The organism is Alicyclobacillus acidoterrestris (assembly GCF_022674245.1).
Classification (GTDB): domain Bacteria; phylum Bacillota; class Bacilli; order Alicyclobacillales; family Alicyclobacillaceae; genus Alicyclobacillus; species Alicyclobacillus acidoterrestris.
Window position 1 is genome coordinate 3,529,885 of the sequence record NZ_CP080467.1, and the last position, 23,931, is coordinate 3,553,815.

22 protein-coding genes are annotated in these 23,931 nt (G+C 52.9%); 3 read left to right on the forward strand and 19 right to left on the reverse strand.

Annotated elements, in window-relative coordinates:
• Positions 1–80 precede the first annotated feature (80 nt).
• From K1I37_RS17470 to K1I37_RS17485, 4 genes are all read right to left on the reverse strand, one after another.
• Positions 81–1,472 carry an MFS transporter gene (locus K1I37_RS17470; protein ID WP_021296864.1) on the reverse strand — a complete coding sequence of 464 codons (1,392 nt, stop codon included), beginning with the start codon at positions 1,470–1,472 and terminating at the stop codon, positions 81–83.
• Between the two features lie 21 nt (positions 1,473–1,493).
• Positions 1,494–2,954, reverse strand: coding sequence for a CoA-acylating methylmalonate-semialdehyde dehydrogenase (locus K1I37_RS17475; protein WP_021296865.1), 1,461 nt, complete (start codon positions 2,952–2,954; stop codon positions 1,494–1,496).
• 52 nt (positions 2,955–3,006) lie between these two features.
• The gene (locus tag K1I37_RS17480) at positions 3,007–4,203 is read right to left on the reverse strand and encodes an iron-containing alcohol dehydrogenase (RefSeq protein WP_021296866.1); all 1,197 of its coding nucleotides are present in this window, start codon (positions 4,201–4,203) and stop codon (positions 3,007–3,009) included.
• Positions 4,204–4,532: 329 nt separating this feature from the next.
• Entirely contained in the window at positions 4,533–5,723 is a 1,191-nt protein-coding gene (locus tag K1I37_RS17485; RefSeq protein WP_021296867.1) for a hypothetical protein, read from the reverse strand.
• A 131-nt stretch (positions 5,724–5,854) separates the two neighbouring features.
• On the opposite strand from K1I37_RS17485, the gene K1I37_RS17490 reads away from it, so the two are divergent.
• Complete coding sequence (locus K1I37_RS17490; RefSeq protein ID WP_021296868.1) at positions 5,855–7,126, forward strand: metal-dependent hydrolase family protein; 1,272 nt, start codon at positions 5,855–5,857, stop codon at positions 7,124–7,126.
• A 61-nt stretch (positions 7,127–7,187) separates the two neighbouring features.
• On the opposite strand, the gene nagA is transcribed toward K1I37_RS17490, so the two are convergent.
• Entirely contained in the window at positions 7,188–8,306 is a 1,119-nt protein-coding gene (gene nagA, locus K1I37_RS17495; RefSeq protein ID WP_236613891.1) for an N-acetylglucosamine-6-phosphate deacetylase, read from the reverse strand.
• A 25-nt stretch (positions 8,307–8,331) separates the two neighbouring features.
• On the reverse strand, positions 8,332–9,069 hold the full coding sequence (locus K1I37_RS17500) for a sugar isomerase domain-containing protein (RefSeq protein ID WP_021296870.1): 738 nt from the start codon (positions 9,067–9,069) through the stop codon (positions 8,332–8,334).
• A 137-nt stretch (positions 9,070–9,206) separates the two neighbouring features.
• On the opposite strand from K1I37_RS17500, the gene K1I37_RS17505 reads away from it, so the two are divergent.
• The gene (locus K1I37_RS17505) at positions 9,207–9,389 is read left to right on the forward strand and encodes a hypothetical protein (protein ID WP_021296871.1); all 183 of its coding nucleotides are present in this window, start codon (positions 9,207–9,209) and stop codon (positions 9,387–9,389) included.
• A 223-nt stretch (positions 9,390–9,612) separates the two neighbouring features.
• Here the strand turns inward: K1I37_RS17505 and K1I37_RS17510 are convergent, their stop codons facing one another.
• From K1I37_RS17510 to K1I37_RS17570, 13 genes are all read right to left on the reverse strand, one after another.
• The gene (locus K1I37_RS17510) at positions 9,613–10,104 is read right to left on the reverse strand and encodes a PTS sugar transporter subunit IIB (protein WP_021296872.1); all 492 of its coding nucleotides are present in this window, start codon (positions 10,102–10,104) and stop codon (positions 9,613–9,615) included.
• Between the two features lie 12 nt (positions 10,105–10,116).
• Positions 10,117–10,506 (reverse strand): PTS sugar transporter subunit IIA, encoded by a 390-nt coding sequence (locus tag K1I37_RS17515; protein ID WP_021296873.1) that lies wholly within the window; start codon positions 10,504–10,506, stop codon positions 10,117–10,119.
• 19 nt (positions 10,507–10,525) lie between these two features.
• Positions 10,526–11,380 (reverse strand): PTS system mannose/fructose/sorbose family transporter subunit IID, encoded by an 855-nt coding sequence (locus K1I37_RS17520; RefSeq protein WP_021296874.1) that lies wholly within the window; start codon positions 11,378–11,380, stop codon positions 10,526–10,528.
• The gene (locus K1I37_RS17525; RefSeq protein WP_201766387.1) at positions 11,367–12,116 is read right to left on the reverse strand and encodes a PTS mannose/fructose/sorbose/N-acetylgalactosamine transporter subunit IIC; all 750 of its coding nucleotides are present in this window, start codon (positions 12,114–12,116) and stop codon (positions 11,367–11,369) included. Before K1I37_RS17525 ends, K1I37_RS17520 begins: the two co-directional genes overlap by 14 nt.
• Before the next feature lie 3 nt (positions 12,117–12,119).
• Complete coding sequence (locus K1I37_RS17530) at positions 12,120–12,881, reverse strand: GntR family transcriptional regulator (RefSeq protein ID WP_021296876.1); 762 nt, start codon at positions 12,879–12,881, stop codon at positions 12,120–12,122.
• 278 nt (positions 12,882–13,159) lie between these two features.
• Positions 13,160–14,152 (reverse strand): acrylyl-CoA reductase family protein, encoded by a 993-nt coding sequence (locus K1I37_RS17535; RefSeq protein ID WP_021296877.1) that lies wholly within the window; start codon positions 14,150–14,152, stop codon positions 13,160–13,162.
• A gap of 89 nt (positions 14,153–14,241) precedes the next feature.
• The gene (locus tag K1I37_RS17540) at positions 14,242–15,378 is read right to left on the reverse strand and encodes a glycerate kinase family protein (protein WP_021296878.1); all 1,137 of its coding nucleotides are present in this window, start codon (positions 15,376–15,378) and stop codon (positions 14,242–14,244) included.
• Positions 15,379–15,381: 3 nt separating this feature from the next.
• Complete coding sequence (locus K1I37_RS17545) at positions 15,382–16,950, reverse strand: acyl CoA:acetate/3-ketoacid CoA transferase (protein WP_021296879.1); 1,569 nt, start codon at positions 16,948–16,950, stop codon at positions 15,382–15,384.
• Between the two features lie 12 nt (positions 16,951–16,962).
• A complete protein-coding gene (locus tag K1I37_RS17550; protein WP_021296880.1) occupies positions 16,963–17,709 on the reverse strand; it encodes an N-acyl homoserine lactonase family protein in 747 nt (248 codons plus the stop codon).
• Between the two features lie 71 nt (positions 17,710–17,780).
• Positions 17,781–18,518 carry a 3-oxoacyl-ACP reductase FabG gene (gene fabG, locus K1I37_RS17555; RefSeq protein WP_021296881.1) on the reverse strand — a complete coding sequence of 246 codons (738 nt, stop codon included), beginning with the start codon at positions 18,516–18,518 and terminating at the stop codon, positions 17,781–17,783.
• Between the two features lies 1 nt (position 18,519).
• A complete protein-coding gene (locus tag K1I37_RS17560; RefSeq protein ID WP_021296882.1) occupies positions 18,520–20,097 on the reverse strand; it encodes an acyl CoA:acetate/3-ketoacid CoA transferase in 1,578 nt (525 codons plus the stop codon).
• Positions 20,098–20,111: 14 nt separating this feature from the next.
• On the reverse strand, positions 20,112–21,290 hold the full coding sequence (locus tag K1I37_RS17565; protein WP_021296883.1) for a thiolase family protein: 1,179 nt from the start codon (positions 21,288–21,290) through the stop codon (positions 20,112–20,114).
• A gap of 77 nt (positions 21,291–21,367) precedes the next feature.
• Positions 21,368–22,387 (reverse strand): LacI family DNA-binding transcriptional regulator, encoded by a 1,020-nt coding sequence (locus tag K1I37_RS17570; protein ID WP_322790882.1) that lies wholly within the window; start codon positions 22,385–22,387, stop codon positions 21,368–21,370.
• A 112-nt stretch (positions 22,388–22,499) separates the two neighbouring features.
• On the opposite strand from K1I37_RS17570, the gene K1I37_RS17575 reads away from it, so the two are divergent.
• Positions 22,500–23,702 carry a transposase gene (locus tag K1I37_RS17575; RefSeq protein WP_242215902.1) on the forward strand — a complete coding sequence of 401 codons (1,203 nt, stop codon included), beginning with the start codon at positions 22,500–22,502 and terminating at the stop codon, positions 23,700–23,702.
• The last annotated feature ends 229 nt before the right edge of the window (positions 23,703–23,931 follow it).

A 23,931-nucleotide genomic window follows, 5' to 3' on the forward strand; every position in this document is an offset into this window, starting at 1 on the left:
TTGAATGTAGTCGCTTACATACCATTATAAGTGACACTTCTATTAGTAACACTTCCATGTTTACCAATCTGTGGAGGAGATTAGTTCAACGGAATGCTATCGGATGTTTCGATGAAATTGGCGTCGTTGACGACCTCCAGATTCTTACGCGTCGCCCGACTCGTCATGCTCATAAAGATGAGAGATGCTAGGGTCGCCACGCCCATCAACCCAAACGCTCCGGTTATCCCCCAACTGCCGAAGGCTCCCAAGGTCAGAGCTGGCGCGATGGCGCCGCCTAAGTGACCAATACCGTCACACATCGCGAGCCCAGAACTGCGCGCGCGCGTCGGGAAATGCTCTGCCGTGATGATGTAACCAATTGCCGACAACATGGCAATTGTCATCGTGAACAGGAAACCAGCGACAATCACCATTATGGGCGACGGTGCAAACCCTGCGATGATGACCGCCACAGCGCCAATGATGCCCATACCGATGAGCGAATATTTGCGCTCAATGCTATCGCCAAAGAACAACACGTAGAGTGCGCCGACGATGAACCCAATTCCTGAAATCGCCGAAAATCCGATGCTATTCCCCAGTCCAAATCCGGATTGAACGAGTACGGTGGGCGCCATCCCGAGATAAGCATAATCGCCGACATACCAGAGAAACCAATAGAGCAGCAAGATGATCATGCGCCAAACATATGGCGGCTTAAATAATGACCACAACGGGAATCCCTGCGCTTTTTCCTCCAACGGAATCTCTTTGACAGGTGGGAGCGTCGTCGTCCCCATCTTGGCCATCGCGCGCTGTTCAATGCGATCCACCAATGTAACCGCTTTCTCATAGTGGCCGTGAATAATCAACCATCTTGGCGACTCAATCAAGTCGTTTGCCATAAACAACATAGTGAGTCCCCCGAGGCCCCCAAAGAACAACAAAGCTCGCCAGCCCCACGAATAGTGCGGTACGACCCACATCGCCGCAAACGGAACTGCGGCCAATCCAGCAAAGGCGAACACATTCGCCAACCCTGTAAACCGGCCGCGCAATATCGCAGGCGAGATCTCCCCCATATAGGTCGACACCTGCGCAATCATCGTGCCAATGCCCATACCGACGATAAACCGCCAAACAATTAACCAGGTTACGTTTGGGCTGAATGCCGTGGCAAACGACCCAATGGTGTATAAGCCGATGCCCATCAGCAACGCCACTCGCCGTCCGTAGTAGTCACTGATGATACTCACGAGGATTGCACCAACGATGTAGCCAAAAAGGCTAGTTGAAACAGCGGTCGAAGCGAGGCTGGAAGAGACGTGAAACTGCTTCGTAATCACCGGAATACCATACGAAATATTCGTAATATCAAAAAACGAGAAGAAATACCCCAAGCCAAGTACAATCAATAAGCGGTACCCATGAGGCCAAACGGGAATCCGTTCGAGCCTCGACAATGGGTTACCGACTACGTTGTTCGCCATTCGATAACTCCCCTTTCGAAATCACATTCTACCGGTGACCATTTTCCTTCTTGTGTAAAACTCAACGCCATCTCTGCCGTTCGCATGCAAGTCTCCATAAAACGAGTCCTTCCATCCGGAAAACGGGAAGAACGCCATGGGTGCCGGAACGCCGATATTCACACCGAGCATGCCCGCATCAATTTCCTCTCGGAACTGACGAATTGCACTCGCGCTGTCGGTAAAAATGCAAGCGCCATTGGCAAACCGCGATTGATTCGCAAGTTCAATCGCTTCGTCCAATGAATTGACACGCACAATCGAGAGCACCGGCGCAAAGATTTCGTCTTGCCAAATCTTCATCCTTGTTGTGACATGGTCAAAAATTGTAGGCCCCACGAAATATCCAGCTCCCGCCACCTGGTCCTTGCGTCCGTCGCGGACAAGCGTTGCACCTTCCTCAATGCCCTTTTCAATGTAGTGAATCGTCCGCTCTAAATGGTTGGCGCGAATCACCGGACCGAGAAAGACGTCTTCCTCCAATCCATTCCCCAATTTCTTCTCGCTCGCCGCATCACGCAACTTTCGAACCAATTCGTCGCCAATCTCGCCAACCGCGACCACGACGGAACAGGCCATGCAGCGCTCTCCGGCTGATCCAAACGCAGCTGCGACAATTTGCTCCACCGCTGCGTCCAGATCTGCGTCAGGCAAGACGATGCTGTGATTCTTTGCACCGGCCAGCGCCTGCACGCGTTTACCGTGTGCAGCTGCCGTGCGATAGACGTATTCAGCCACCGGCTGCGATCCGACGAAGGAAATTGCCCGAACGCCCGGGTGCTCCAACAAACCATTTACGGCATCGTGCGCACCATGAACAATGTTCAGCACACCTTCCGGCAGACCGGCATCGGTAAACAGTTCAGCAAGCCGTTGCGCCAACAGCGGTGTGCGCTCCGAAGGTTTCAAAACGAACGTATTGCCGCAGGCAATCGCGAGCGGGAACATCCAGCAAGGAACCATCATCGGAAAATTGAACGGCGTAATCCCGCCGACGACGCCAATTGGATAGCGGTACATTCCAGAATCCAGCCCGGCCGCGATATCCGTCAATTGCGATCCCATCATCAGCGTCGGCGCACCTGCCGCGAATTCGACATTTTCAATGCCCCGCTGCACTTCGCCATATGCTTCTTTGAAACTCTTTCCGTTCTCGATGGTAATCAGGCGCGCGAGTTCGTCCCAGTGTTCAACCAGTAACTGCTGATAGCGAAACAATATCCGTGCGCGCTTCGGAACAGGTGTCTTACTCCAAGTTCGAAACGCGCTTGTCGCATGTGCGACCGCGTCATCGACATCCGCTCGCGTCGACAGTGGTACGCGCGCGATCATCTCGCCTGTCGCAGGATTTAGTACAGATTCAAACGCGTCCGACTGCGCATTCACCCATTGACCGCCAATGTAGTTTTTCAGTGTCCTCGTTCCGGCTGAAGTCGTTGTCATGGTACCGAACCCCTCCACACATCATCAGGCTGTATAAACTGCGCAAAACCATCTATGACCTCGAATGCGTCGCGGCAAACGCCGCACTGTACGCTTTTCGGTAGAGGCGCACAATCTCATCGTGACTAGGTACTTTCGGATTATTGGCGGGACTGCCGCTGGCAATGGCATCGGTGGCCATCTTGTCGAGTACCGCTTCAAACCGTTCCCTATCAATTCCCCACTGCTGCATATTAGGAATCGCCAAATCCGCGCACAGCTGTTCCAATTGCCGAACGACGGCATCCGCTACCTGTTCGTCAGAACTTACACCCTCATGGAGATGAAGGACACGGCCAATCTCGGCGAGGCGGTCCAGGCACGCTGCCTTTGAATATTCCATCACGGTCGACAAAAGCATCGCGTTAGACACGCCATGTGGCACATGAAACATCGCTCCGATCGGGCGCGACATGCCATGCACCAGACAAACCGACGCATTCGTAAACGCCATGCCAGCTTGCATCGCAGCAATGGACATCTCTTCTCGTGCGTCCAGGTCGTCTCCGTCCCTATACGCCTTGCCAATGTTGTTCACGATTTTTTCAATCGCAGACAAGGCTAACACGTCGGTCAGAGGCTGCCGGTGTCTGGAAATATAAGCCTCAATCGCGTGACACAGTGCGTCAATCCCCGTCGCCGCCGTCACATGGGGCGGGGAAGACAACGTCAATTCCGCGTCGACAATCGCGACCGCAGGAATCAACTCAGGCTGGCGAATCATCATCTTAATATCGTCTTTCGTATTCGTGATGACCGTGACGCTCGTCACTTCCGATCCCGTCCCCGCCGTCGTCGGAATCGCAATAAGCGGTATGGGTTTCTCCGTAAACGACTTTCGAAATGCCATGTAATCCCCGATATACCCATCGTTAACCGCCATCACGGCAATGGCTTTTGCCGTATCGATACAACTGCCACCACCAATGGCGACAACCAGGTCGCAATCGTTCTCGTTGAGAACGTAGAGCCCTTGTGCGACATACGTATCCGTCGGCTCCGTGTTCACCTCCGCATACAGCGCACACGCTATCCCGGCTTGTGTCAGCAACGCCTCCACGCGTCGCACGTAGCCCAGTTCCGACATGATTCGGTCACTCACAATCAGCGCCTTTGTCCCGAACCTCGGCGCCTCATCAGAAAGCGCCTGCAGTGATCCGCGACCAGAATAAATCACCTGGGGTACCCGAAACGCATTCGTCATTCCCATGCTGGCCACTCCCTTCAACTCATTGACCTCACACCTTTTAAAAGCAAGTTTCATGCCACCGAGTTAAGCTGACACTATGATTTTTGAAACCATCGATTGGTGACAGGAGAAAACAGACATCAAAAAGTGTCTGCCTTGTTGTGAAAGCAGACACCGGACAGAGTACGATTCAATTTTGTCGGATATTCAAGACATCTTTGTCTGACAAACCAGACAGAATTGTCGGATCAAGTAGATAACTCCACTATTGCCTAGATAAAACGAAAGGACTGAGCCCATTCGAAGGTTCAGTCCTCATGATACAGATCAATCTACTTCCTGGATTCAAATTACAGCGTGGCCATCACGATACTCGCGATGACGACAGACGCAATCGTGACGCTGGTAAATCCACCGATGAGCATCGGAGATAAAATTTCTTCCATAATCACTTGCTTCGGCACTTCCCCAGACGCCTCACTCCGACTAATTTCCTCACAGATGAGGTAGTCTCCAGGAAACCCGAATGTCGCCGTCAATGCAACCGGAATTCCCTTTCTGGGATCCCACCGAAATATTTTCGATCCGATATAACCACCGACCACCAAACCGACAATACTCAACGCAACAATCAACAGTATCAAAGGGAGATCGGTCACAAACATCGTTACCGTCACAGAATTCATACTCGGCAAGACAACAAGAATAAGGCCTACAATCGCAAGTCCGAACGCGTTGGCTCGCTCTAGCATCCGCTCTTGATAAAAACCCACTTTTGCCCCTATAAGCCCAATGATTAAACACCACAACGTATAGTTAATCCCTGTGTACTTCCCTAGAACGGTTGCGATCGCGCCACCAAAAAATAAGAGAAACAAAAATGTCAAATTTGTCTGATATTTTTCCGGAAATAAGAATTTGACTCCACTTTGCGCTCCAACACTCGCCGCGTGTGCCCGCACCTCTGGCTCAACAGCAGTCGCGACATATGCGCGAGCGTCAATGGTCTGCACATACCTTCGGACGTACCGACGAAGGATGTTTGCCGCCAACGGCATGCCAACCAGACTATGGAAGGCTAGAACCAATGCAGGCAAAGCAACTAAACTGACGAGTCCCAGTTCCTTCAGCTTTGCAGAGGTCACGAGAAACGCGATGGTTCCCCCAGTTGCCGGACCGACCGTCGCCGCCGCTGTCTGGTATCCAAGAACCAAACTTCCCACAATGAGAATGAGTGCCGCCGTGATGATTAGCCCGGTCAAATTGATACATACCGCACGCCATTGCTTTCGAATGGTGCGCAACGGAATCAACGTGCCCATGTGAATAATGAGAGGGCAAATCATGATGGAGCCTATCGTCGGCATCGTCGAATTGGTGAGCAAATCTTGCGGGATGACTCGAAGCCACAGCAACACCAAATATCCAAGTAGTGCCACGAGCAACATCGGTACGCGCGCGCGGGTCGAGATGGACACGATTTCGCTGAAGGTTAGCAATGCAAGCACGACCACCGTTGCAATGACCGGATCCGCCAACATGAATCACAACCCCTTTGAAAATATAATCACTATCCTATCACCACACCTCACAAAAATATTCATAATATTCGTTATATAAAACGAATAAAGTTATGATAAATTTTCAAATTTTTTCTCGGGAGGCATGCGACATGTCATATTTATTGGTAAAGAATGCGACCGTGATCGACGGAAACGGTGGGGAACCACAAGTAGGAGTATCTATCCTAGTGAAAGACGAGCGGATTCAGCAGATTGGGTTGAACGAGGATATCGAGATCCCGAATGAAGATGTCACAACGGTAGACGCCACGGGTACATATGCGCTCCCTGGCCTCATCGACACCCACGTACACCTGATGATGGAAGTCGGAAATCTCGCCAAACGACTGAACGAACCCTTTTCACTTCGATTCTTTCACGCCAAACAGTATATGGAACGAACAATTGAAGCGGGAGTTACGACTGTCCGCGACGCTGGTGGCGCTGACTTAGGCGTCAAAACATCCGTAGAACAAGGACTCGTCGTGGGGCCGAGAATGCAAATCAGCATTACACCACTTACCATCACTGGCGGTCATGGGGATTCATGGACGCTATCTGGAACAAACCTCAATCTCGGTGGTTATCCAGGCAACCCAAGTGGCATTTGTGACGGCGTCGAAGAGGTGCGCAAGAAGGTACGCGAAGTCTTGCGCGCAGGTGCGGATATCATCAAGGTGCATGCGACAGGCGGCGTCCTTAGTCCAACGGATCACCCTGAATTCACGCAGTTCTCACAAGAAGAGCTGCGCGTCATGGTAGAAGAGGCGACATTCCGCAAAGGTATCAAGGTCATGGCTCACGCCCAAGGTGCAGAGGGAATTAAGAACGCAGTTCGAGCCGGTATTCACTCGATTGAACACGGAATCTTCCTGGATGATGAAGCAATTGAACTCATGCTCGAACACGGCACGTACCTAGTCCCCACCCTGCTCGCCCCCGTCGCTGTCCTAGAATCGGCCGAAAAAGACGACGCCATGCCAGAATACGGCATTCGCAAATGCCGTGAGGTGATTGAACAACACCAAGAGAGTATCGCAAAAGCGTATCGCGCTGGTGTCCGCATCGCAATGGGCACGGACGCCGGCGTCATGGCACATGGAACGAACCTGCGTGAACTCGGGCTGATGTGCCAAATTGGCATGTCTCCCATGGAAAGTATCGTCGCCACGACAAAGACGGCGGCCGAATGCCTAGGATGGGACCACATAATAGGCACCTTGGAGGTCGGAAAGCTGGCCGACATCGTCCTGACAAACACCAACCCGCTCGACGACATTCGGTCACTAGAAGACCCGAATCATATCGTGACTGTCATTCAAAATGGAAATATCGTGAAGAACCTGCAGACCAAATCGGCATTGAATGCTGTTTACGCGTAATGGGAAATCACTCTCCCCAAAGCACAAGCTGGCCACAAAGGCCAGCTTGTGTGCGTCCACGTCACCTTTGGTAAACTAATCGACCGCGAACAATGGTATGCGTCACGTTCCAATCCGCATCTACGGCAATGAGGTTGGCCGGCGCACCGACTTCCAATCGACCGTGCGGCAGACTTAAAAAGCGCGCTTGGTTCAGCGACGTGACATGGTGAACGTCGTCTGGTGTGAGAATTCCTAGGTCGAGTAGATTTTTCACAGCGCGATCTAATGTCAAGGTACTGCCCGCCAACGTACCGTCTGCTAACCGGACGGCGCCGTTCTCCACTAGCACGCGCTGCCCAGATACCTTAAAGTGGACGCCCTCTGGCATACAAGCTGCCATCACCGCATCGGTGATGAGCATCATTCTATCTAACCCTTTCGCCTGAAACGCCAATTGCATCGCCGCATCGTAAACGTGAAGTCTGTCCGCGATGAGTTCTGCGTAGACGTCCTTGGTCGTCAGCGCGGCCCCGAGTAGACCCGGATCACGGTGGTGTAGACCAGACATCGCATTGTACAAATGGGTGACACTCTCAATCCCCGCCGCGAATCCTTCCTTTGCTTGCACGTACGTGGCGGCGGAGTGACCCGCGGCAACTTTAATTCCCAATCTGCGAGCTTCTGCCACGACTGCGAGCGCGTCCGGCACATCCGGGGCGAGCGTCATGTAGCGGACCGTGCCACCAGACGCTTTCATCCATCGCTGCAATTTTTCGACGCTGGGCACTTGAATGTGCTCCTTTGGTTGGGCGCCTGCCTTTTTGACACAGATAAACGGCCCCTCGAGATGGAACCCGAGAATTTCTGCACCGTCTGGTTGAAATCCTGGGTGGTAATTGCGAAGTGCCCGTTCAATCTGCTCATCCGCTGCCGTCACGGTCGTCAGGAGCAAGCCGGTCGTTCCGTGTTGCGCGTGTACTTTACAAATTTGCTCGTACGCGTCTTCCGTGCCTAGCATCACTTCCGCGCCGCCGCCTCCGTGGACGTGGACGTCGATATACCCAGGCAATAACCTTCCACCCGTGTCAATGGTGGTGCTGCCCACAAGACTGCTAGAACTCGCCTCGCCTATCGTCGTAATCCTGCCGTCCTGGATGCCGACATCCATGTGCTTCGCCCCGACTTGCCCGCGTAACACAAGGTTCAAGTTATCTCACCACCGTTTAGATTCGACCTGCATAGCGAGCCGTCAACCGCTGATTAAATTCGTCCGCACCGTCCACGTTGGCGCTCATGAGGATGGGCACTTCCACGCCAGCCTCAATCAAATTGCGCGTGATTTCTGCAGTCAGACACTGGGCAATCACCGCACCCGTCACAGATGAGATGGAACACACGCGCGTCGCGAGTTCCGGCGCTTCGAGCAATGCGTCGCCAATCGGGCCACAGTTGTCAATCACCACGTCAGCCACTTCAAACAGACGCTTGCCTGACGGATGGCGAGACGTCACGCTTTGGGTGTGAGCGAGCGAAGTCACACAGATGAGTGGCAACCCCCGCTGCTTCATCAGCAACGCCATCTCCACCAGTGCGCCGTTGCGACCAGAGTTCGAGACGATAATGACGCCGTCCTCCGGGCGGATATCGTAGAGTTGGAGGAGATCGTGTGCAACAGCGGGATCGCGCTCAATACTCGGGTCATGGATATCATCAGGGGCATTTTTGCTTCGCCACAAGTCGTCGATGCTCATCATGTGCATCGGCACTAAGCCCCCAGCGCGGTTCGACATTTCCATGGCGAACGCCTTCGAGTGACCCGTGCCAAAGATATGCACGACGCCCCCGTTCACGATCACTTCCGCCAATCGCTTTCCCGCCTCGCGAATCACATCCAACTGAGTGCCTTCTACCTGTTTCACAGCATCGAGCGCGGCTTCTACAAACACGCTTGCGGATATCATTTCAAACTCCTCCTTGTGGCTAGTTGGCAAATAGCCCACGAGTGCTATCGGTAGATTGGCTTCTTCATCAAAGATTTGTTAGAGGGATTTCATGCCACGGTATGATTGTGCTATTTTAAGTGCATGGAGCTGACGACATGGAAGAGAAGTTAGACCAGATTTTAGCTATATTGTCCGACCATACCGCAAAGCTGGAAGAAAACACGAATATACTGAACGCTGTCCGTCATTCGATGGAAGTTACCACCGCAAAAATTGAAGCGATAGACCGCCGTTTGGATACGATTGAAGGTCGATTAGTCCGCATCGAACGTAATTAAGCGACCATAACCATAGGATTGCGGACATTGAACAAGAATTGAGAATCGGGCGGCAGTGACATTTCTCCCCTGCGTATATGTGTGGGGGTTTTTGTTTCATAACTGGGCATTTTTTTGAAATGCCGAAAATGGAGCACCGGCCAAAATGCGAATCACGTGAATCCGGGGCTTTCGCCATCCGTCAACAGCGCGCATTCGGCCGTTCCAAGCTGTAGCATCGCGTCTATAGACCCTTCTTTTCAAGGAGCGCCAAGAAATCCGTCTTCGCGTCTGACGGCAGCATCTGTGCTATCAAGTGAAAACCTAGTTCGGCAATCTGACGGTAGACTTGTGCATCCTCCGGTGTGACAGCAATCGACTTCGTCAGCATCTTGTAATTCGTTCCCGGAATGGGCGCTTGATTCCCCACGTTCACCTGTTCAGGTTGTGCACCCTGTTGAAGCAAGGCCAACGCGTCTGTCGGAAACTTCGCCACCACGAGTACCTGTTCTCGCGCATGGTCGGGATGCTGAATGTAGGACACTGCATCCTGGATACTGAGAACGGATGTTTTGACGCCCCTGGCGGCGGCGGGAAGCAGTTTCTTTTGAATCGGATCATTTGCAACCTGGTCATTCACCACGAGAATCTGCGTGGCTCCTACCGAGCTCACCCAGTTGGTCGTCACTTGCCCATGAATGAGCCGATTGTCGATTCGAAGATGCTTGATTGGCATGACTATTCCTCCTTACAACAGATCACGAATGTCCATCACGCCGGCCCGGCCGCTTTCTACCGCCACCCGCGCCAAGTCTGACAGTGACTGATTTGCCCGATTGACCAGTACCTCGAGTAGCATCGGAAGATTCAAACCGGTCACTAGGGCGATGGAATCAGAGAGGAGTCTTGCCGATGTATTCGCCGGACTTCCGCCAAGCAAATCGGCTAAGACCAACACGCCGTCTCCGTCATCCATGGATGTGACTGCCGCTTCAATTGCTTCCTGCAACGTCTCGAGATTGCTGTCGTGCGCGAGCGAAATCGCGGACAGCTGCGCTTGCGTGCCAACAATCATCTGACTGGCATCGAGCATGCCTGATGCAAGGGCCCCGTGACTCACTAAGATGACGGATACCATTTGGCACCTCCTAAAACATTTAGAACAATCCGATAGCTCCCGTGATAAAAGCGAGCGCGACGAGTGACAAGAGTACCCAGATTGGAGATAGCTTCAGTTTGTGAATCATCCAAAACGCGAGGCCCACCACCAACACTGGAAAGAGCGAAGGCAAGATTTGATTCAACGTATCCTGAAGCGCGATGGTTTTTGTCGTGGCCTTCCCTGCCACCTCGACCGTCTTGTGGAATTGCAGCGGTGTGGTCAGCCCTGACATAATACTTGGGACAAAGCCACCGACCACCATCATGCCAAAGATAGTCGCCCACTCCGTGACTTTGGATAGCACGCCCTCACCCGCGACTTCATCAACCAGCCCGACGCCGCGGCGATAGCCAAGGTAGAACAGTGGAACCATCAACGCGCACCAGATTAACCCCAGCACGAACATCATGGCAGGCCCCACCCAACTTCCAGCGAGGGCCAATGCTGCGGCAAAAACCGCGACCATCGGGCGCACGAGGACGCCTTGAATCGTATCGCCAATCCCGGCAAAGGGACCCATGAGACCAATCTTCAAACTGTCGACCGCGTCCCCCATCTTCTGTGACTCCAGGGCGACCGTGGCACCGAAAATCGGAGGAGAACCAATCTGTGGATTGGTGTTGTAAAACGTCAAGTGCCGCTTCATCGCGCCAATCATTTCGTCCTTGTTGGGGTAGACCTTTTTGATGATAGGCAGCATCGACCACATGTAACCAAGTGCCTGCATCCGCTCGTAATTCCACGACCACTGAAGGGTGATGATGTGGCGCCACATGGCGGATCGGACGTCTTTTGGCGTCACCGCCGCCGTCTCTGCAACTTGTTCCAAACCATCCTCAGGACTCGGCACGCGCTTCACTCCCTCTCAACTTCAGATACAATGCTGCACCCGCAAGTGCCACGAGTGCCACACCAATAATCGGCAGCTTCAAGTAGGCATAGAGTACGTAGCCAATGACGAGGAACGCCCAGTGCTTCTTTACAGGCATTTGATTCAGCAACAGCGCAAATCCGAGTGCAGGCAGCATGGTACCCGTCACCTGCATGCCATGCATAAACCAGTGAGGCAAAGCGTTGATAATATGTTGAATCGGGCCAGCGCCGAGCCATACGGCAATAAACACCGGTATCGCGCGCGTGAGTCCCCAAGGCAGTTGACCAAGCAAGTGCATGAGCGTCACGCCCCGAATATCTCCCCGCTCGGTATATTTGTCTGCCGCGTGAATAAACACGGTGGTGACCGCCCTGCCGAGCACATCCAGTTGAGTCATGAGAATGGAGGCAGGAATCGCCACGGCAAGCCCTGCCGTCTCACCGCCGCCGAGCGCCCCAACGGCCGTGCCCAAGATGGCACCCGTCATAAAATCAGGCATCGTCGCCCCGCCATACGTCCACATCCCAAGCGACATCAGCGTCAACGTGGCGCCGATGGTGAGCCCAAGATGGACATTCCCCACAATGAGTCCTGTGATGACGCCCACGACTAATGCCTCTTGCAACCACAGCCCTGGCCCCAAGTTGAGGACAATGCCCAAGTAGGCGAGAATTCCTAACACCAAAGCGATCCAAATACTATAAGAAGCCATCATTCAACCCTCCTCAGTCGACTTCGTTGGATTCGCAATTGGCAGTTCGACCCGGAATCGATAGCGATCCGCCCTGTAAAAGGAGGTCACCCATTCCACCACCTCGCCGTCCACATCCACAGTGGTCCTCTGCATCTTCAATATCGAGTCCCCTGGCTGGATGTCGAGTATCTCCGCACAATCTTCCGATGCAGTGGACGCCTCGATGATTTGACTGCCATTCGCGAGTTCAATCCCACATTGTGTGCGCAATTGATGGTAAAGCGAGTGAAGCGCGTTAAAGGTCACGCCGGTCAGCGCCTTGCATCGATGAAACGGCAGGATGGCAGATTCGACACCTATCGGAATGTCATTGGCCAAACGCAGGCGACGCAATTCAATAATGAGGTCTGTCGTGCGATGGAGCCGCAGTTTGTACGCTTCAAATGGTGTCGCCTTGCGAATTTCCATCTTCAGAACTCGAGAACTCGGCTCCATCCCCATGGCGCGGATGTCATCGGAAAATGACGTCAGCCGATGCAGTGGTTGCTGAATCTGCGGGCGCGTAACAAACGTCCCGACCCCTCTCCGGCGGTCTAACCAGCCCTCCGCAACCAAATCTGCCAATGCCTTGCGCACCGTCAGTCGATTGACGCCAAACGCATGTGCGAGTTCCCGCTCTGGTTGAATCGTATCCCCCTCCTTCCAGAGTCCGGACTCTATCTGGCTCATCATCCAATCCTTTAGCTGTTGGTATATGGGGACGTCGCTGTCTCGATTGATCATGAACCACTGAGCCTCCTCCGTGGTTTAGCTTGACTCATGCTGTGGTCTATACTTTGGTTTGATATGTATGCGCAGAAGCAGGGGAGTAGTCTACACAAATAGAGGGTATTCGACATGTTTCTTTACAATTTTTCAGAACGTTGTCATCTCACGCTGAGGTTTGTGAAAACGGTGTGGATGCTAGGAAGTTGAACCGCCCCAGCGCCTTTGAGGAAGGCGCCGGGCGAATAGAGGAATCTAGTTGGAAGGGTGCTGCTTTGAAAACCGAGGGCTTTGGCCTATGCCATCGACACAATCACGCGTCCGCGAATCTCACCATCTAGGATTCTACTCAATACGTTCGGCAAATCGTCCAGTGTCGTCTCGTGTGCGACAGTGGCCAACCAATCGGGCGACTTCAAGTCACTCGCCAGCCACGACCAGATGCGTGCCCGTTTTTCCATCGGGCAGGACACGGAATCGATGCCTAGCAAATTGACACCGCGCAAGATAAACGGGTAAACATTTGCGGTAAACTCCGTACCAGCCGTCATCCCGCTCAAGGCGACGGATCCGCCATATTTCACGGTGCTGAGCAAATAGGCGAGAAGTTGCCCGCCCACTGCATCAATGGCGCCGGACCAGCGCTGGCGCAAGAGCGACTTTCCTTCTGGAACCGTCAGTGTATCGTGTGCGATCACGGCCTTCGCCCCAAGTGCGTACAGATACTCGTGACCTTGCTGCTGCCTCGTACTGGCAACCGCGTCGTAACCCAGTTTACTCAGCATGTTAATCGCCAGACTGCCGACGCCGCCAGTGGCACCCGTCACCAAAATTTCTCCCATAGCGGGATGGACGCCGTTATGCTGCATCTGGTAGATGGACAGCGCTGCGGTAAACCCAGCTGTCCCTAGGGCCATCGCTTCTTTGAGCGTCAATCCTTTGGGAAGCGGAACCAGCCAATCGGCAGGCACGCGCGCCATTTCGCTGAAGCCGCCGAAGTGACTGACGCCCAAGCCGTAGCCAGTGGCAATGACTTCGTCCCCTTCGCGGAATCGAGGATTGTCCGAATGGACGACATACCCGGCCAGATCGATGCCGGGGACAAACGGATAGGTATGGACGATGCGGCTATTCGGAACACTGGCCATCCCGTCTTTGTAGTTGACACTGGAGTACATGACACGGATGGTCACGTCGCCCTCAGGCAACTGATCTAAAGTGAGCGTCTGGACCCCGCGTGTAAATTCATCGCCGACGTAATCGACCACCAGTGCCCGAAATGAATTCATACCCTACCATCTCCTCATTCGCGATTCATCATTGCGAGATACACCCATGCGCAATACACTACGACGTTCGCAGGTGTACTCCGGCACATTCAGCACAAAGCCTTGTGACTCTGCCACAACCGAATGACATTTTCGGCGGCAGCCGTCAGGTATTCATACGCATTTGCCATCGCCGTCTCTTCCGCGACCGGTCCGGGACAAATGCTAAACAGCGCGGACACGCCATGCTGGTACAGCGGGCGAAGGTCACTGCTAAGCGACCCCGACAAACAAACGACAGGCTTCCCCGCCAAACGGGCTCTCCTCGCCACGCCGCTCACGACCTTACCATACAAGGTCTGCTGGTCAGTGCGGCCCTCGCCCGTGAGAATGAGATCCACGTCTTGCACCATCTCGTCAAACTGAAACAAATCCAATACCACTTCAATGCCCGGTTCCAGCTTCGCCTGACAAAATGCGAGAAGCGCGGCGCCGACGCCTCCCGCTGCTCCTGCACCAGGCATGTCGGCGACATCCATCCCAAGTTTCTCTTTGATACATGTTGCGAGATGGTGCAGATTTTCGTCCAACGTGCGAATCATTTCCGCGTCGGCCCCTTTCTGAGGCCCATACACGGCCGACGCCCCGTCATCGCCGCAAAGCGGGTTGGTCACATCACACATCACTCGAATGCGAACTTCCCTCAGCCTCGGATGCAACTGGGTTAAATCAAAGCGATCTAGCAGCGCAAGGTGGTGCCCGCCAAAGGGAAGTTCGCGATTGGCAGCATCCAGCGCGCGAAGTCCCAGCGCCTGCATCATGCCCAAGCCACCGTCGTTCGTCGCGCTACCGCCAATGCCGACGATAAGTTCTTCTACCGCGTCTACTTCGAGCGCACCCTCAATCAGTTGCCCCAAGCCATAACTCGTCGTCAACAGTGGGTTCCGCTCATGAAGTGCAAGCAACGGAAGTCCAGACGATTTCGCCATCTCCACGATGGCCGTGCGACCGACCACCGCGAAGTACGTTTCCACGCTGCGCCCCAATGGATCTAGCACCGTACAACTCACTTTTCTCCCCGGTAACACCGCGAGAATGGACTCTAATGTCCCCTCTCCACCATCTGCAACTGGAATCCCGCGAACTTCGACCCCACCACAGCGATTTGCGGCTTCTTGGACAGCTTCAATGACCTGACCTGACGTCAAACTGCCTTTAAAGGAATCAGATGCGACGAGAAGACGCATCGTTCAGGTCACCTCCATCGGGGCGCTGCGAATCACATCGTGAAATATGTCCTCATCCATGACCTTCAGATCTGGAGACACGATAGGGGCAAAGTCCATGACGTCTAAAATATTTCGCTGAAGGTCAACGCCAGGGGCAATCTCCGTCAAAACCAGACCCTCTTCAGATAAGACGAAAACTGCACGCTCTGTCACGTAGACGACTTCTTTCCCGTGAACCGCTGCATATTTACCACTAAATGTGATTTGCTCAACACCACATACAAACTTGCTGTGCCGTCCTTCTCTGACAATTTCAAGTTTACCATCCTGAACCGCGACTTCCAATCCACCATTTGTAAAGGTGGTGCAAAAAACAACCTTCTTCGCCGGTTGGGTGACGTCAATAAATCCACCGCAGCCAATTTTGCGACCGCCAAACTGGCTGACATTCACATTCCCGTATTGATCAATCTGCGCTGCACCCATGAATGTCAGATCAATACCGCAACCGTGGTAGTAATCAAATTGGCTCGCATGGTCTAAGATGGCTTCTGCGTTGACGGTGATTCCAAACTGATTTTTCCCGGCGGGTACGCCGCCAACCACACCAGACTCAATGGTCAACACCATCTGTTCAAGCAAACCTTTTTCGGCACTCACCGGGCCAATGACATCACCCGGTATCCCGATACCCAAATTGACCACGGCACCAGGTGTGAGTTCCTTGACTGCGCGCCGTCCAATCAACTTACGCACACTAAATGGCAGTGTTGGTAGGGCTTTATCCGGAACCACTAAATCTCCGGAATACCGCGGATCATAGACGGCACTCGGTACCTGTCGATGGTCTTGAGCCGGATTTTTGGCCACCACCGCATAATCTACCAAATACCCCGGAATTGCAACGTCCTTTGGATGAATCGTTCCATGTTTGACGACGTACTTCACCTGTACAATCACCTTGCCGCCCTGCGCCTTGGCTGCCTGCGCTGCCGCCAGAATCTCCAGCTTCAGAGGCTCCTCTTTGACACTGACGTTACCTGCCTCATCAATGGCGGTGCCGCGAATCAGTACGTAATCAATCGGAACTGATTTATAAAACAGATAATCCGAGCCGAGGATGTGAACCACCTCGACTCGATTATCGCTACTCGCCTTAGCTTTGTCGTTAAATTTGCCGCCTTCGACGTTGGGATCGACAAACGTCCCTAAACCTATCATCGAAAAGTGCCCCGGCAACCCATTCGCCATCGTTCGAAACAAATGGGTCAACTGCCCCTGGGGCAAACAGTACGCTTCCACGCGATTCTGTTCAATCAGTTGTTGCATCCGTGGCAGCAATCCCCAGTGTCCCCCAACGACTTTCGAGATAAGTCCTTCGACCGCGATATATTCCAACCCATTGGTTCCATCCGACTGACCAGCTGCATGAAACACGCTGAGATTTTGCGGATGCCCTGTGCGCAGATAAAGGTCGCGAATGGATTTTAAAACCGCATCGCATTGTCCCATGCCGCCAAACCCAGTCAATGCGATGGCGGACCCATCCTCTATCTTAGCGGCGGCCTCACTGGCTTCTATGAACTCCATACACGTTCCCCCTCACTGCCGATCCGCTTGGATGGCTGGGAAGTTCCCGCTCTGAAACGTTTGGATAGTCGGCTCGTGCCCTGGTAGAATATACTGCGCCAAATCGCGGACCCGGTTCATGCTCTCGAAAATCTCCTTTGTGCTTGTAAGAATGCCAGCAGGGATATTTTCGCGAATATTCACGAGTAAGTTTGAGACATCTCCGGAAATACACAATGTACCTTGCTCCGTTTTCACCAAGACGGATTGGTGTCCATCCGAGTGCCCGGGAGTCAAAAATACCTTGACGCCGCCCACGATTTCCTCTTCCCCATTGACAAAGCGCCAAGAAAAATAGTCGACACAATCAAATAGTTGAGGGAGATAGATGCCACGCTGGCTGGGAATAGGTTGGTGGGCCGCCTGCCACTCCCGCTTTTGTACGACAAACTTGGCGTTTTTGAACAAGTGATTGTTACCGCAGTGATCGTAATGAAGATGCGTGTTAATCACGATATCAACGTCGTCCGGCGTCCAGCCCATCCCTTGCTGCAGTGCGGATACAATCTCTTCCTCGGGAGATATCCTGCAAGGGCTTACATTTTCCGTCACCCAAGTGGCGTCGTGAATGCCGGTGTCGACCAAGATGTTATATCCGCCACCTGTGATTGCCGCGGACCATACTGGAATATCAATGCGCGCTCCGTACCCCCGGTCATACGTAATGCTCGCCTGCTCCACCGTAAGTTCTCCCATTTTTAACGCGACGACCTTCCACATACGACTCCCTCCAATCTCGTGATTACACGCCACCTGCGTCATCGTCCTATGCCACCGACGACGTCAGGCCCTTACAACACCATGCCACCGCCCACATTGATAACTTCCGCCGTCACATATCCTGCCTCGTCCGACGCGAGGAACGCGATGACGTTTGCAACGTCCTCCGGTTTTCCAGCACGCCCCATGGGAATCTTGCTAATCATCACGTCCCAAACTTTCTCCGGTACGCCCCGAGTCATGTCTGTATCGATGAACCCTGGACAAATTGCGTTGACGGTGACATTGAATTTCGCCAATTCTCGCGCCGCCGTTTTTGTCAGCCCCACGACCCCAGCTTTCGACGCCGCATAGTTGGCCTGACCAATGTTCCCAAGCCAACTGGCCGAAGCGATATTGATAATCCGGCCAGATTGCTGAGTCCGCATGATTTTCGCCGCGGCTTGAACGCAGTGAAACGTGCCGGTCAGATTGACGCTGATCACCTGATCCCATTGTTCATGCGTCAATTTGTGCAACATGCCGTCTCGATTAATCCCGGCGTTATTCACGATGATATCGAGCTTACCGTGACGGGACATCACTGCCTCAAACAAATCTTTTACTGCAGATTCGTCGGCAATATTACAAGTCTGAAACCACGCATCGCCACCATCGTCAACGATTTGTCTGACCGTTTCTTCGCCATTTTCAGCAACCATGTCGCACACGACGACCGTTGCCCCGTCCTTGGCAAGTTTTCTGGCTATCGCTCGACCAATTCCTCGACCAGCACCAGTGACCACTGCGATTTTCGAATCTAAGCGCATCTTACACGCCTCCTAATAAGTCTCGTAGTCCAAACGGATGATCTTGATAAATACGCGGAGTCGTTCGAGCAAGCGTCGGCGAAATTCGCGGCGTAAACGCCATTTGACCGATGATGTCCCGTTCCACGTCGACACCCGGAGCGGCTTCAATCAACTCCCAGCCAGAAGGCGTCCAACGGAACACGGCGCGTTCCGTAACGACAAAGACACGCTGTCCTCGCTCTAATGCCAGCACTCCGTTAAACGATACTTGCTCAACGCGGTTTACGAATTTTTTGAATTTCCCCTCGCGAACAATCCGCACCCGCTGCCCATTCCAATCGACCTGCAAGCCATTCGCGGTAAAGGTCGTACAGAATACGACTGTCTTCGCAAACTGCGTGATATCAATAAATCCGCCAGCGCCGGTAGATTTCCCTGAAAACTTCGTCGCGTTTACATGGCCGTGGCCATCAATTTGACCAACACCCATAAACGTGAAATCGACGCCAATTCCATTGTAGAAGTCAAATTGAGATGAATGCTCTAATAAGGCCTCCATATTTCTTGCAACGCCAAAATCCACGCCGCCCAGCGGCACGCCACCATAAACCCCTGACTCGACGGTGATGAGGATGTCGTTCGATAGCCCCTCCTCCGCAATGATGCCGCCGATTTCATCATTAGGAATCCCGGTCCCGAGATTAATCGTCGCATTTCGTTGTAGCAGCATGGCGGCTCGCCGACCAATTAATTTCCGAACGCTCCATGGCGTCAGTTCCATCTCGCCATCCGGGACGCGGATGTCGCCACTGTAGGCGGGATCAAAATAGAAGCTAGACGATTGCCTATGATCAGTCTCTGGGTTGTCGGAAACCACAACGACGTCGACAAAAGCCCCGGGAATGACGACCTGTTTTGCGTGCAATGAACCTGCCTTTGCAATCTGTTTGACCTGAACAATGACCTTTCCGCCAAAATGTTTGGTGGCAAGGACTGCAGGCAACACTTCGAGCTTCAAGGCCTCGTCTTCAAATGTAATGTTGCCGTGCTCATCCGCAGTGGTACCGCGAATGAGACACAAGTCAATCGGCACCTCGTGATAATAGAGATATTCTTCTCCTTGAAAATTGACGAGTTCTACGAGGTCGGGAAGCACTTGCGTACGTGCGTTCATTTTTCCGCCCTCAAGCCGCGGATCGATGAACGTGCCCAATCCAACTTTCGATAGATGCCCTTTCAATCCAGCGCCCATATCCCGCAACAGATGCGTAATCTGTCCCTGTGGCAAACAATACGCTTCGACCTTGTCGTTCGAAATGAGCTCCATCCACGTAGGCGCCAATCCCCAATGGGCCCCAATAATTCGCCTTGTCATACCCGGATGTGCAAAATGCTGAATGCCTCGTTGTCTATCCGACTGTCCCGCCGCGTGAAACAACGTCAAATCGCGTGGATGACCAGTTCGCAGAAAGCGTTCCTCCAGTGGCTTGAGCACACTTTCTGCCGCGCCAACCAACGTCATCCCGACCGTCAAGACGGTCATCCCATCCTCTACATAGGCTGCTGCATCCGCGCCAGTCAAAAATTGTGGACGCAATGTCATCCCCTCGATTATCGACAGTTTTCAAAAATCGTCGCGATGCCTTGGCCCCCACCAATACACATCGTCACCAGCCCGAATTGCACATCCCGCCGTTTCATTTCGTACATCAACTTAACCGTCAAAATGCCACCGCTCGCACCGACTGGATGCCCCAGCGCGATAGCGCCACCATTGACGTTCACTTTGTCGACATCCAAGCCAAGCTCGCGGATTCCGACAATCGTTTGCGAGGCAAACGCCTCATTCAACTCAATCAAGTCGATATCTTGAACAGATAAGCCAGCCCGCTTGAGTGCGAGCTTCGTCGCCGGCACCGGGCCATACCCCATCGTCGCCGGATCGCAACCCGCAACAGCAAAACTTTTCACCTTCATGAGCGGTTTCAAACCGCGCTTCAGCGCCTCGTCGCGCCCCATTAAGACAACCGCACCCGCGCCGTCATTGATACCGGATGAATTGCCAGGCGTCACCGTACCCCCTTCAACAAAAGCCGGCTTGAGGCGGGACAACCGATCCATCGTAATACCGATACGAGGATGTTCATCCACACAAAACGCTTTGTTTTCTTTGCCAATTCGAACTTCCACAGGAACGATTTCGTCGACAAATTTCCCTGCCTCGATGGCCTTGGCGGCTCTCTTTTGGGTGAGCAATGCCCATTCATCTTGCTCCTGTCGCGAAATTCCATATTCCTTAGCGAGGTTTTCAGCCGTCACGCCATTCGGATAGGGGCCCAGAGGGTATGTCAAGATGGTCAGCAACCCATCCTCCAATTGACCATGGCCAAAGCGGTAACCAAACCGACCTTTTCGCACGTAGTATGGGAGTTGATTCATATTTTCCGTCCCACCGGCGACCATCACGTCCGCGTAGCCCGACTGGATTTGAAGCACGGCAGAATTAATCGCTTCCAAACCAGAGCCACATTGCCGATTGACTGCATAAGCCGTGGTCTTCAGTGGAAATCCAGCCTTGATGGAAACCATCCGACCCAGGAATCCGCTTTCCGCGACTTGACCAACGTTCCCGACGATGATCTCGTCGACATCGTCTAATGCAATCCCCGACCGTTTCACCGCTTCGGCGTATACCACTGCACCGAGATCTGCCTGGTGCACGTCTTGCAGACTCCCGCCCATTGTGCCAATCGCCGTTCGCGCACCACCAACAATCACCACATCTCGCATCGAAATTCATCTCCTCGCCCGTTTTTGGGACCGCTCCCAAAAACGGGCGCAAATTTTGATCCGTCAACTTGTTGTATTCATGCATTACGCTGCGGACCTGTGGTCTTGCGCACGACAAGTTCAGGCCGAAAGATTTTTCGCTGTACGTGTTCCACTTTCTGCTCTATCCGCTGTTTCAAGAACGACATTGCTGTGACACCCATGTCGTAATGCGGCTGTCGAACCGTGGTGAGCGAAATTGGCGCCAACCCTGTCAAAGGCAAATCGTCGTAACCGACGATACTCACATCATCCGGGATTTTTACCCCGTGTGAAGCGAGAACGTCAATAATCCCGAGTGCCATCAAATCGTTGGCGGCAAAAATCGCAGTCGGTCGGCGTCGGGAATCCGCTTCCAACCACCACTGACCATAACGTCGCCCACGCTCGATGGTGAGGTCTCCTTCTTGAATATCGGAGTCCTCATGTTCGATTCCATAATCCTCAAGTGCGCGCTGGAACCCTAAGGATCTATCTCGACTGGCCGTGGATAATGCCGATCCGGCGAGATGGCCAATTCGATGATGTCCCAACTCAATCAGATGCTTTGTGGCAAGATAGCTGCCCTCGACGTTGTCGACCAGCACGACGTCCGTATCAAAACTACGCACGTACCGATTCAGCATCACAATTGGGCATCGAATGCTTTGCAGTACAGGGATCAACTCCTGTTGATCTAGCACCGACATCACAATGAGGCCACTCAACGCAAACTGTTGGACGCCGTGAAAGTAAAATTGCTCGCGTTTGATGTCGTAGTCTGTGTCACAGATAACGACCATGTAGCCCGCTTCATGTGCGATATCTTCGACGCCTCGAGCAATCTCAGCATAAAAGGTGTTCCGAATATCGCCAATCAAGAGTCCAATCATGTTCAATTGTCCGCGTGCCAGCCCCTGTGCCACTGAGCTGGGGCGGTAGTGCAGTTCTTCAATCACCTTTTCAACCATCATGCGAGTGGCCGGTTTTACATTGGGATGCCCAGTTAGAACTCTGGAAACCGTAGAACGAGATACCCCCGCCGCTTTGGCAATTTCATAGATGAGCGTTTTGCAGATTTATAAACTCCCGCAGGGCAAGGGTTTTTAGGGCATGAAAAAGGACTTCACCCCAACCTTCGAGAAGATTTCAAGTGACCAAACAAGAAATTTTCGAGGAGGGAAGTCCCACTTGTATATTCTCCAACCATCGCTCTTTTCCTTTGAGGACTGGCTAGAAATTGACTCCAGCGATCGTCTGCCCTTGTTCTTTGCTGTCTTGGATTTACAACCCTATGCTTCGAAATTGAGAAAACAGTCACCCCAAGGCGCGAAGCCTATGAATCGTGAAGCGATTCTGCGCGCACTGCTGGCTGCTCCGCTTGAAGGAATCTCAACGTTCACAAGGCTTCATGAACGGTTGGCTCGAGATATACGCTTTCGCTACCAGTGTGGGTTTCGAATCGACGAAGCAGCCCCGTCGGTCTCCACACTGAGTCGCGTGTTTTCAGCCGTTGTTGAGTTGGGTCTCGCTGAGAAGCTCTTCATTGACCTGGTCAGTCAATGTAAAGAAGCGAGCATCATCAACGGACGCCATTTGGCTGTGGATAGTGCCGCCGTGAAGTCCTACGAGAAAAAACAACCTAAGTCCAAGAGCCAGGAAACGGGCAATGCCAACTGGGGCGCAAAATACGATACCTTTGGCAACAAGCTTGCTTGGTTTGGATACAAATTCCACTTGGCTGTGGACACCGCGAGTGAACTGCCAGTTGCTTTGGATGTCACACCAGCGAACGTCTTTGATGGTGAGATGGCGGCGCCATTGCTGGAACATGTCGTGACGACGCACGGTTGGAAAATCGACTTTGTTATGATGGACGCTGGATATGATCAAGTCAAAAACTATGAAACGGTTCGTCAATATGGTGCACAGGCAATTATCGCGATGAACAAGCGCGGTGAAAAAGAACCGCCTGAAGGAATCGCATCGGACGGGACGCCGCGTTGCACGATGGGATATGACATGGTGTATTGGGGTGCGGACGGTGACCGACTAAAGTTTCGCTGCCCGCACGCGGTTGGGAAGGTAGATTGTCCGCTTGGAATCGCGACATGTTCCGAATCCAACTACGGTATGGTGGTCAAAAAGCGGATCACAGAAGATATTCGGCGTTACTGCGCACCACACCGAGGCACGCAGAATTGGAAGCTGTTATACAACGAGCGAACTGCTGTAGAGCGTTGTAACGCAAGACTTAAGACGAATTTGACGGCGAACGACGTCCATGTCCGAGGCATTCGAAAAGTAAAGACGTACATGTTCCTCAACGCGATCGTGTTACTTGCATCGGCACTAGCTGTGAACCATATCGAACGACACAAGAAGACTGCATAAATGATAACGAGTTGACCTGACGAGAAACGGCGCAAGAATACCAGTATGTGGAATTTAGTTTACTTACCCTAGGTGTTGTTCCTTTTTCACCTCCACCCAAAACGACCATTCTGCAAAACGCTCAGATAGTTAAGTCACGTTGGTTTCCCATCGGCAATCCAGACCTCTCATCCCAGCTGTTTTGGAACCGCTCCCAAAATCCCTAAAGAAAATTTAACCGAATTTCACT

Excerpts from the sequence above, each read along its gene's own strand:
- K1I37_RS17470 (WP_021296864.1), bottom strand. The coding sequence starts at position 1,472 with ATGGCGAACAACGTAGTCGGTAACCCATTGTCGAGGCTCGAACGGATT.
- K1I37_RS17475 (WP_021296865.1), bottom strand. The coding sequence starts at position 2,954 with ATGACAACGACTTCAGCCGGAACGAGGACACTGAAAAACTACATTGGC.
- K1I37_RS17480 (WP_021296866.1), bottom strand. The coding sequence starts at position 4,203 with ATGGGAATGACGAATGCGTTTCGGGTACCCCAGGTGATTTATTCTGGT.
- K1I37_RS17485 (WP_021296867.1), bottom strand. The coding sequence starts at position 5,723 with ATGTTGGCGGATCCGGTCATTGCAACGGTGGTCGTGCTTGCATTGCTA.
- K1I37_RS17490 (WP_021296868.1), top strand. The coding sequence starts at position 5,855 with ATGTCATATTTATTGGTAAAGAATGCGACCGTGATCGACGGAAACGGT.
- K1I37_RS17500 (WP_021296870.1), bottom strand. The coding sequence starts at position 9,069 with ATGATATCCGCAAGCGTGTTTGTAGAAGCCGCGCTCGATGCTGTGAAA.
- K1I37_RS17505 (WP_021296871.1), top strand. The coding sequence starts at position 9,207 with ATGGAAGAGAAGTTAGACCAGATTTTAGCTATATTGTCCGACCATACC.
- K1I37_RS17510 (WP_021296872.1), bottom strand. The coding sequence starts at position 10,104 with ATGCCAATCAAGCATCTTCGAATCGACAATCGGCTCATTCATGGGCAA.
- K1I37_RS17515 (WP_021296873.1), bottom strand. The coding sequence starts at position 10,506 with ATGGTATCCGTCATCTTAGTGAGTCACGGGGCCCTTGCATCAGGCATG.
- K1I37_RS17525 (WP_201766387.1), bottom strand. The coding sequence starts at position 12,116 with ATGGCTTCTTATAGTATTTGGATCGCTTTGGTGTTAGGAATTCTCGCC.
- K1I37_RS17530 (WP_021296876.1), bottom strand. The coding sequence starts at position 12,881 with ATGATCAATCGAGACAGCGACGTCCCCATATACCAACAGCTAAAGGAT.
- K1I37_RS17535 (WP_021296877.1), bottom strand. The coding sequence starts at position 14,152 with ATGAATTCATTTCGGGCACTGGTGGTCGATTACGTCGGCGATGAATTT.
- K1I37_RS17540 (WP_021296878.1), bottom strand. The coding sequence starts at position 15,378 with ATGCGTCTTCTCGTCGCATCTGATTCCTTTAAAGGCAGTTTGACGTCA.
- K1I37_RS17545 (WP_021296879.1), bottom strand. The coding sequence starts at position 16,950 with ATGGAGTTCATAGAAGCCAGTGAGGCCGCCGCTAAGATAGAGGATGGG.
- K1I37_RS17550 (WP_021296880.1), bottom strand. The coding sequence starts at position 17,709 with ATGTGGAAGGTCGTCGCGTTAAAAATGGGAGAACTTACGGTGGAGCAG.
- fabG (WP_021296881.1), bottom strand. The coding sequence starts at position 18,518 with ATGCGCTTAGATTCGAAAATCGCAGTGGTCACTGGTGCTGGTCGAGGA.
- K1I37_RS17565 (WP_021296883.1), bottom strand. The coding sequence starts at position 21,290 with ATGCGAGATGTGGTGATTGTTGGTGGTGCGCGAACGGCGATTGGCACA.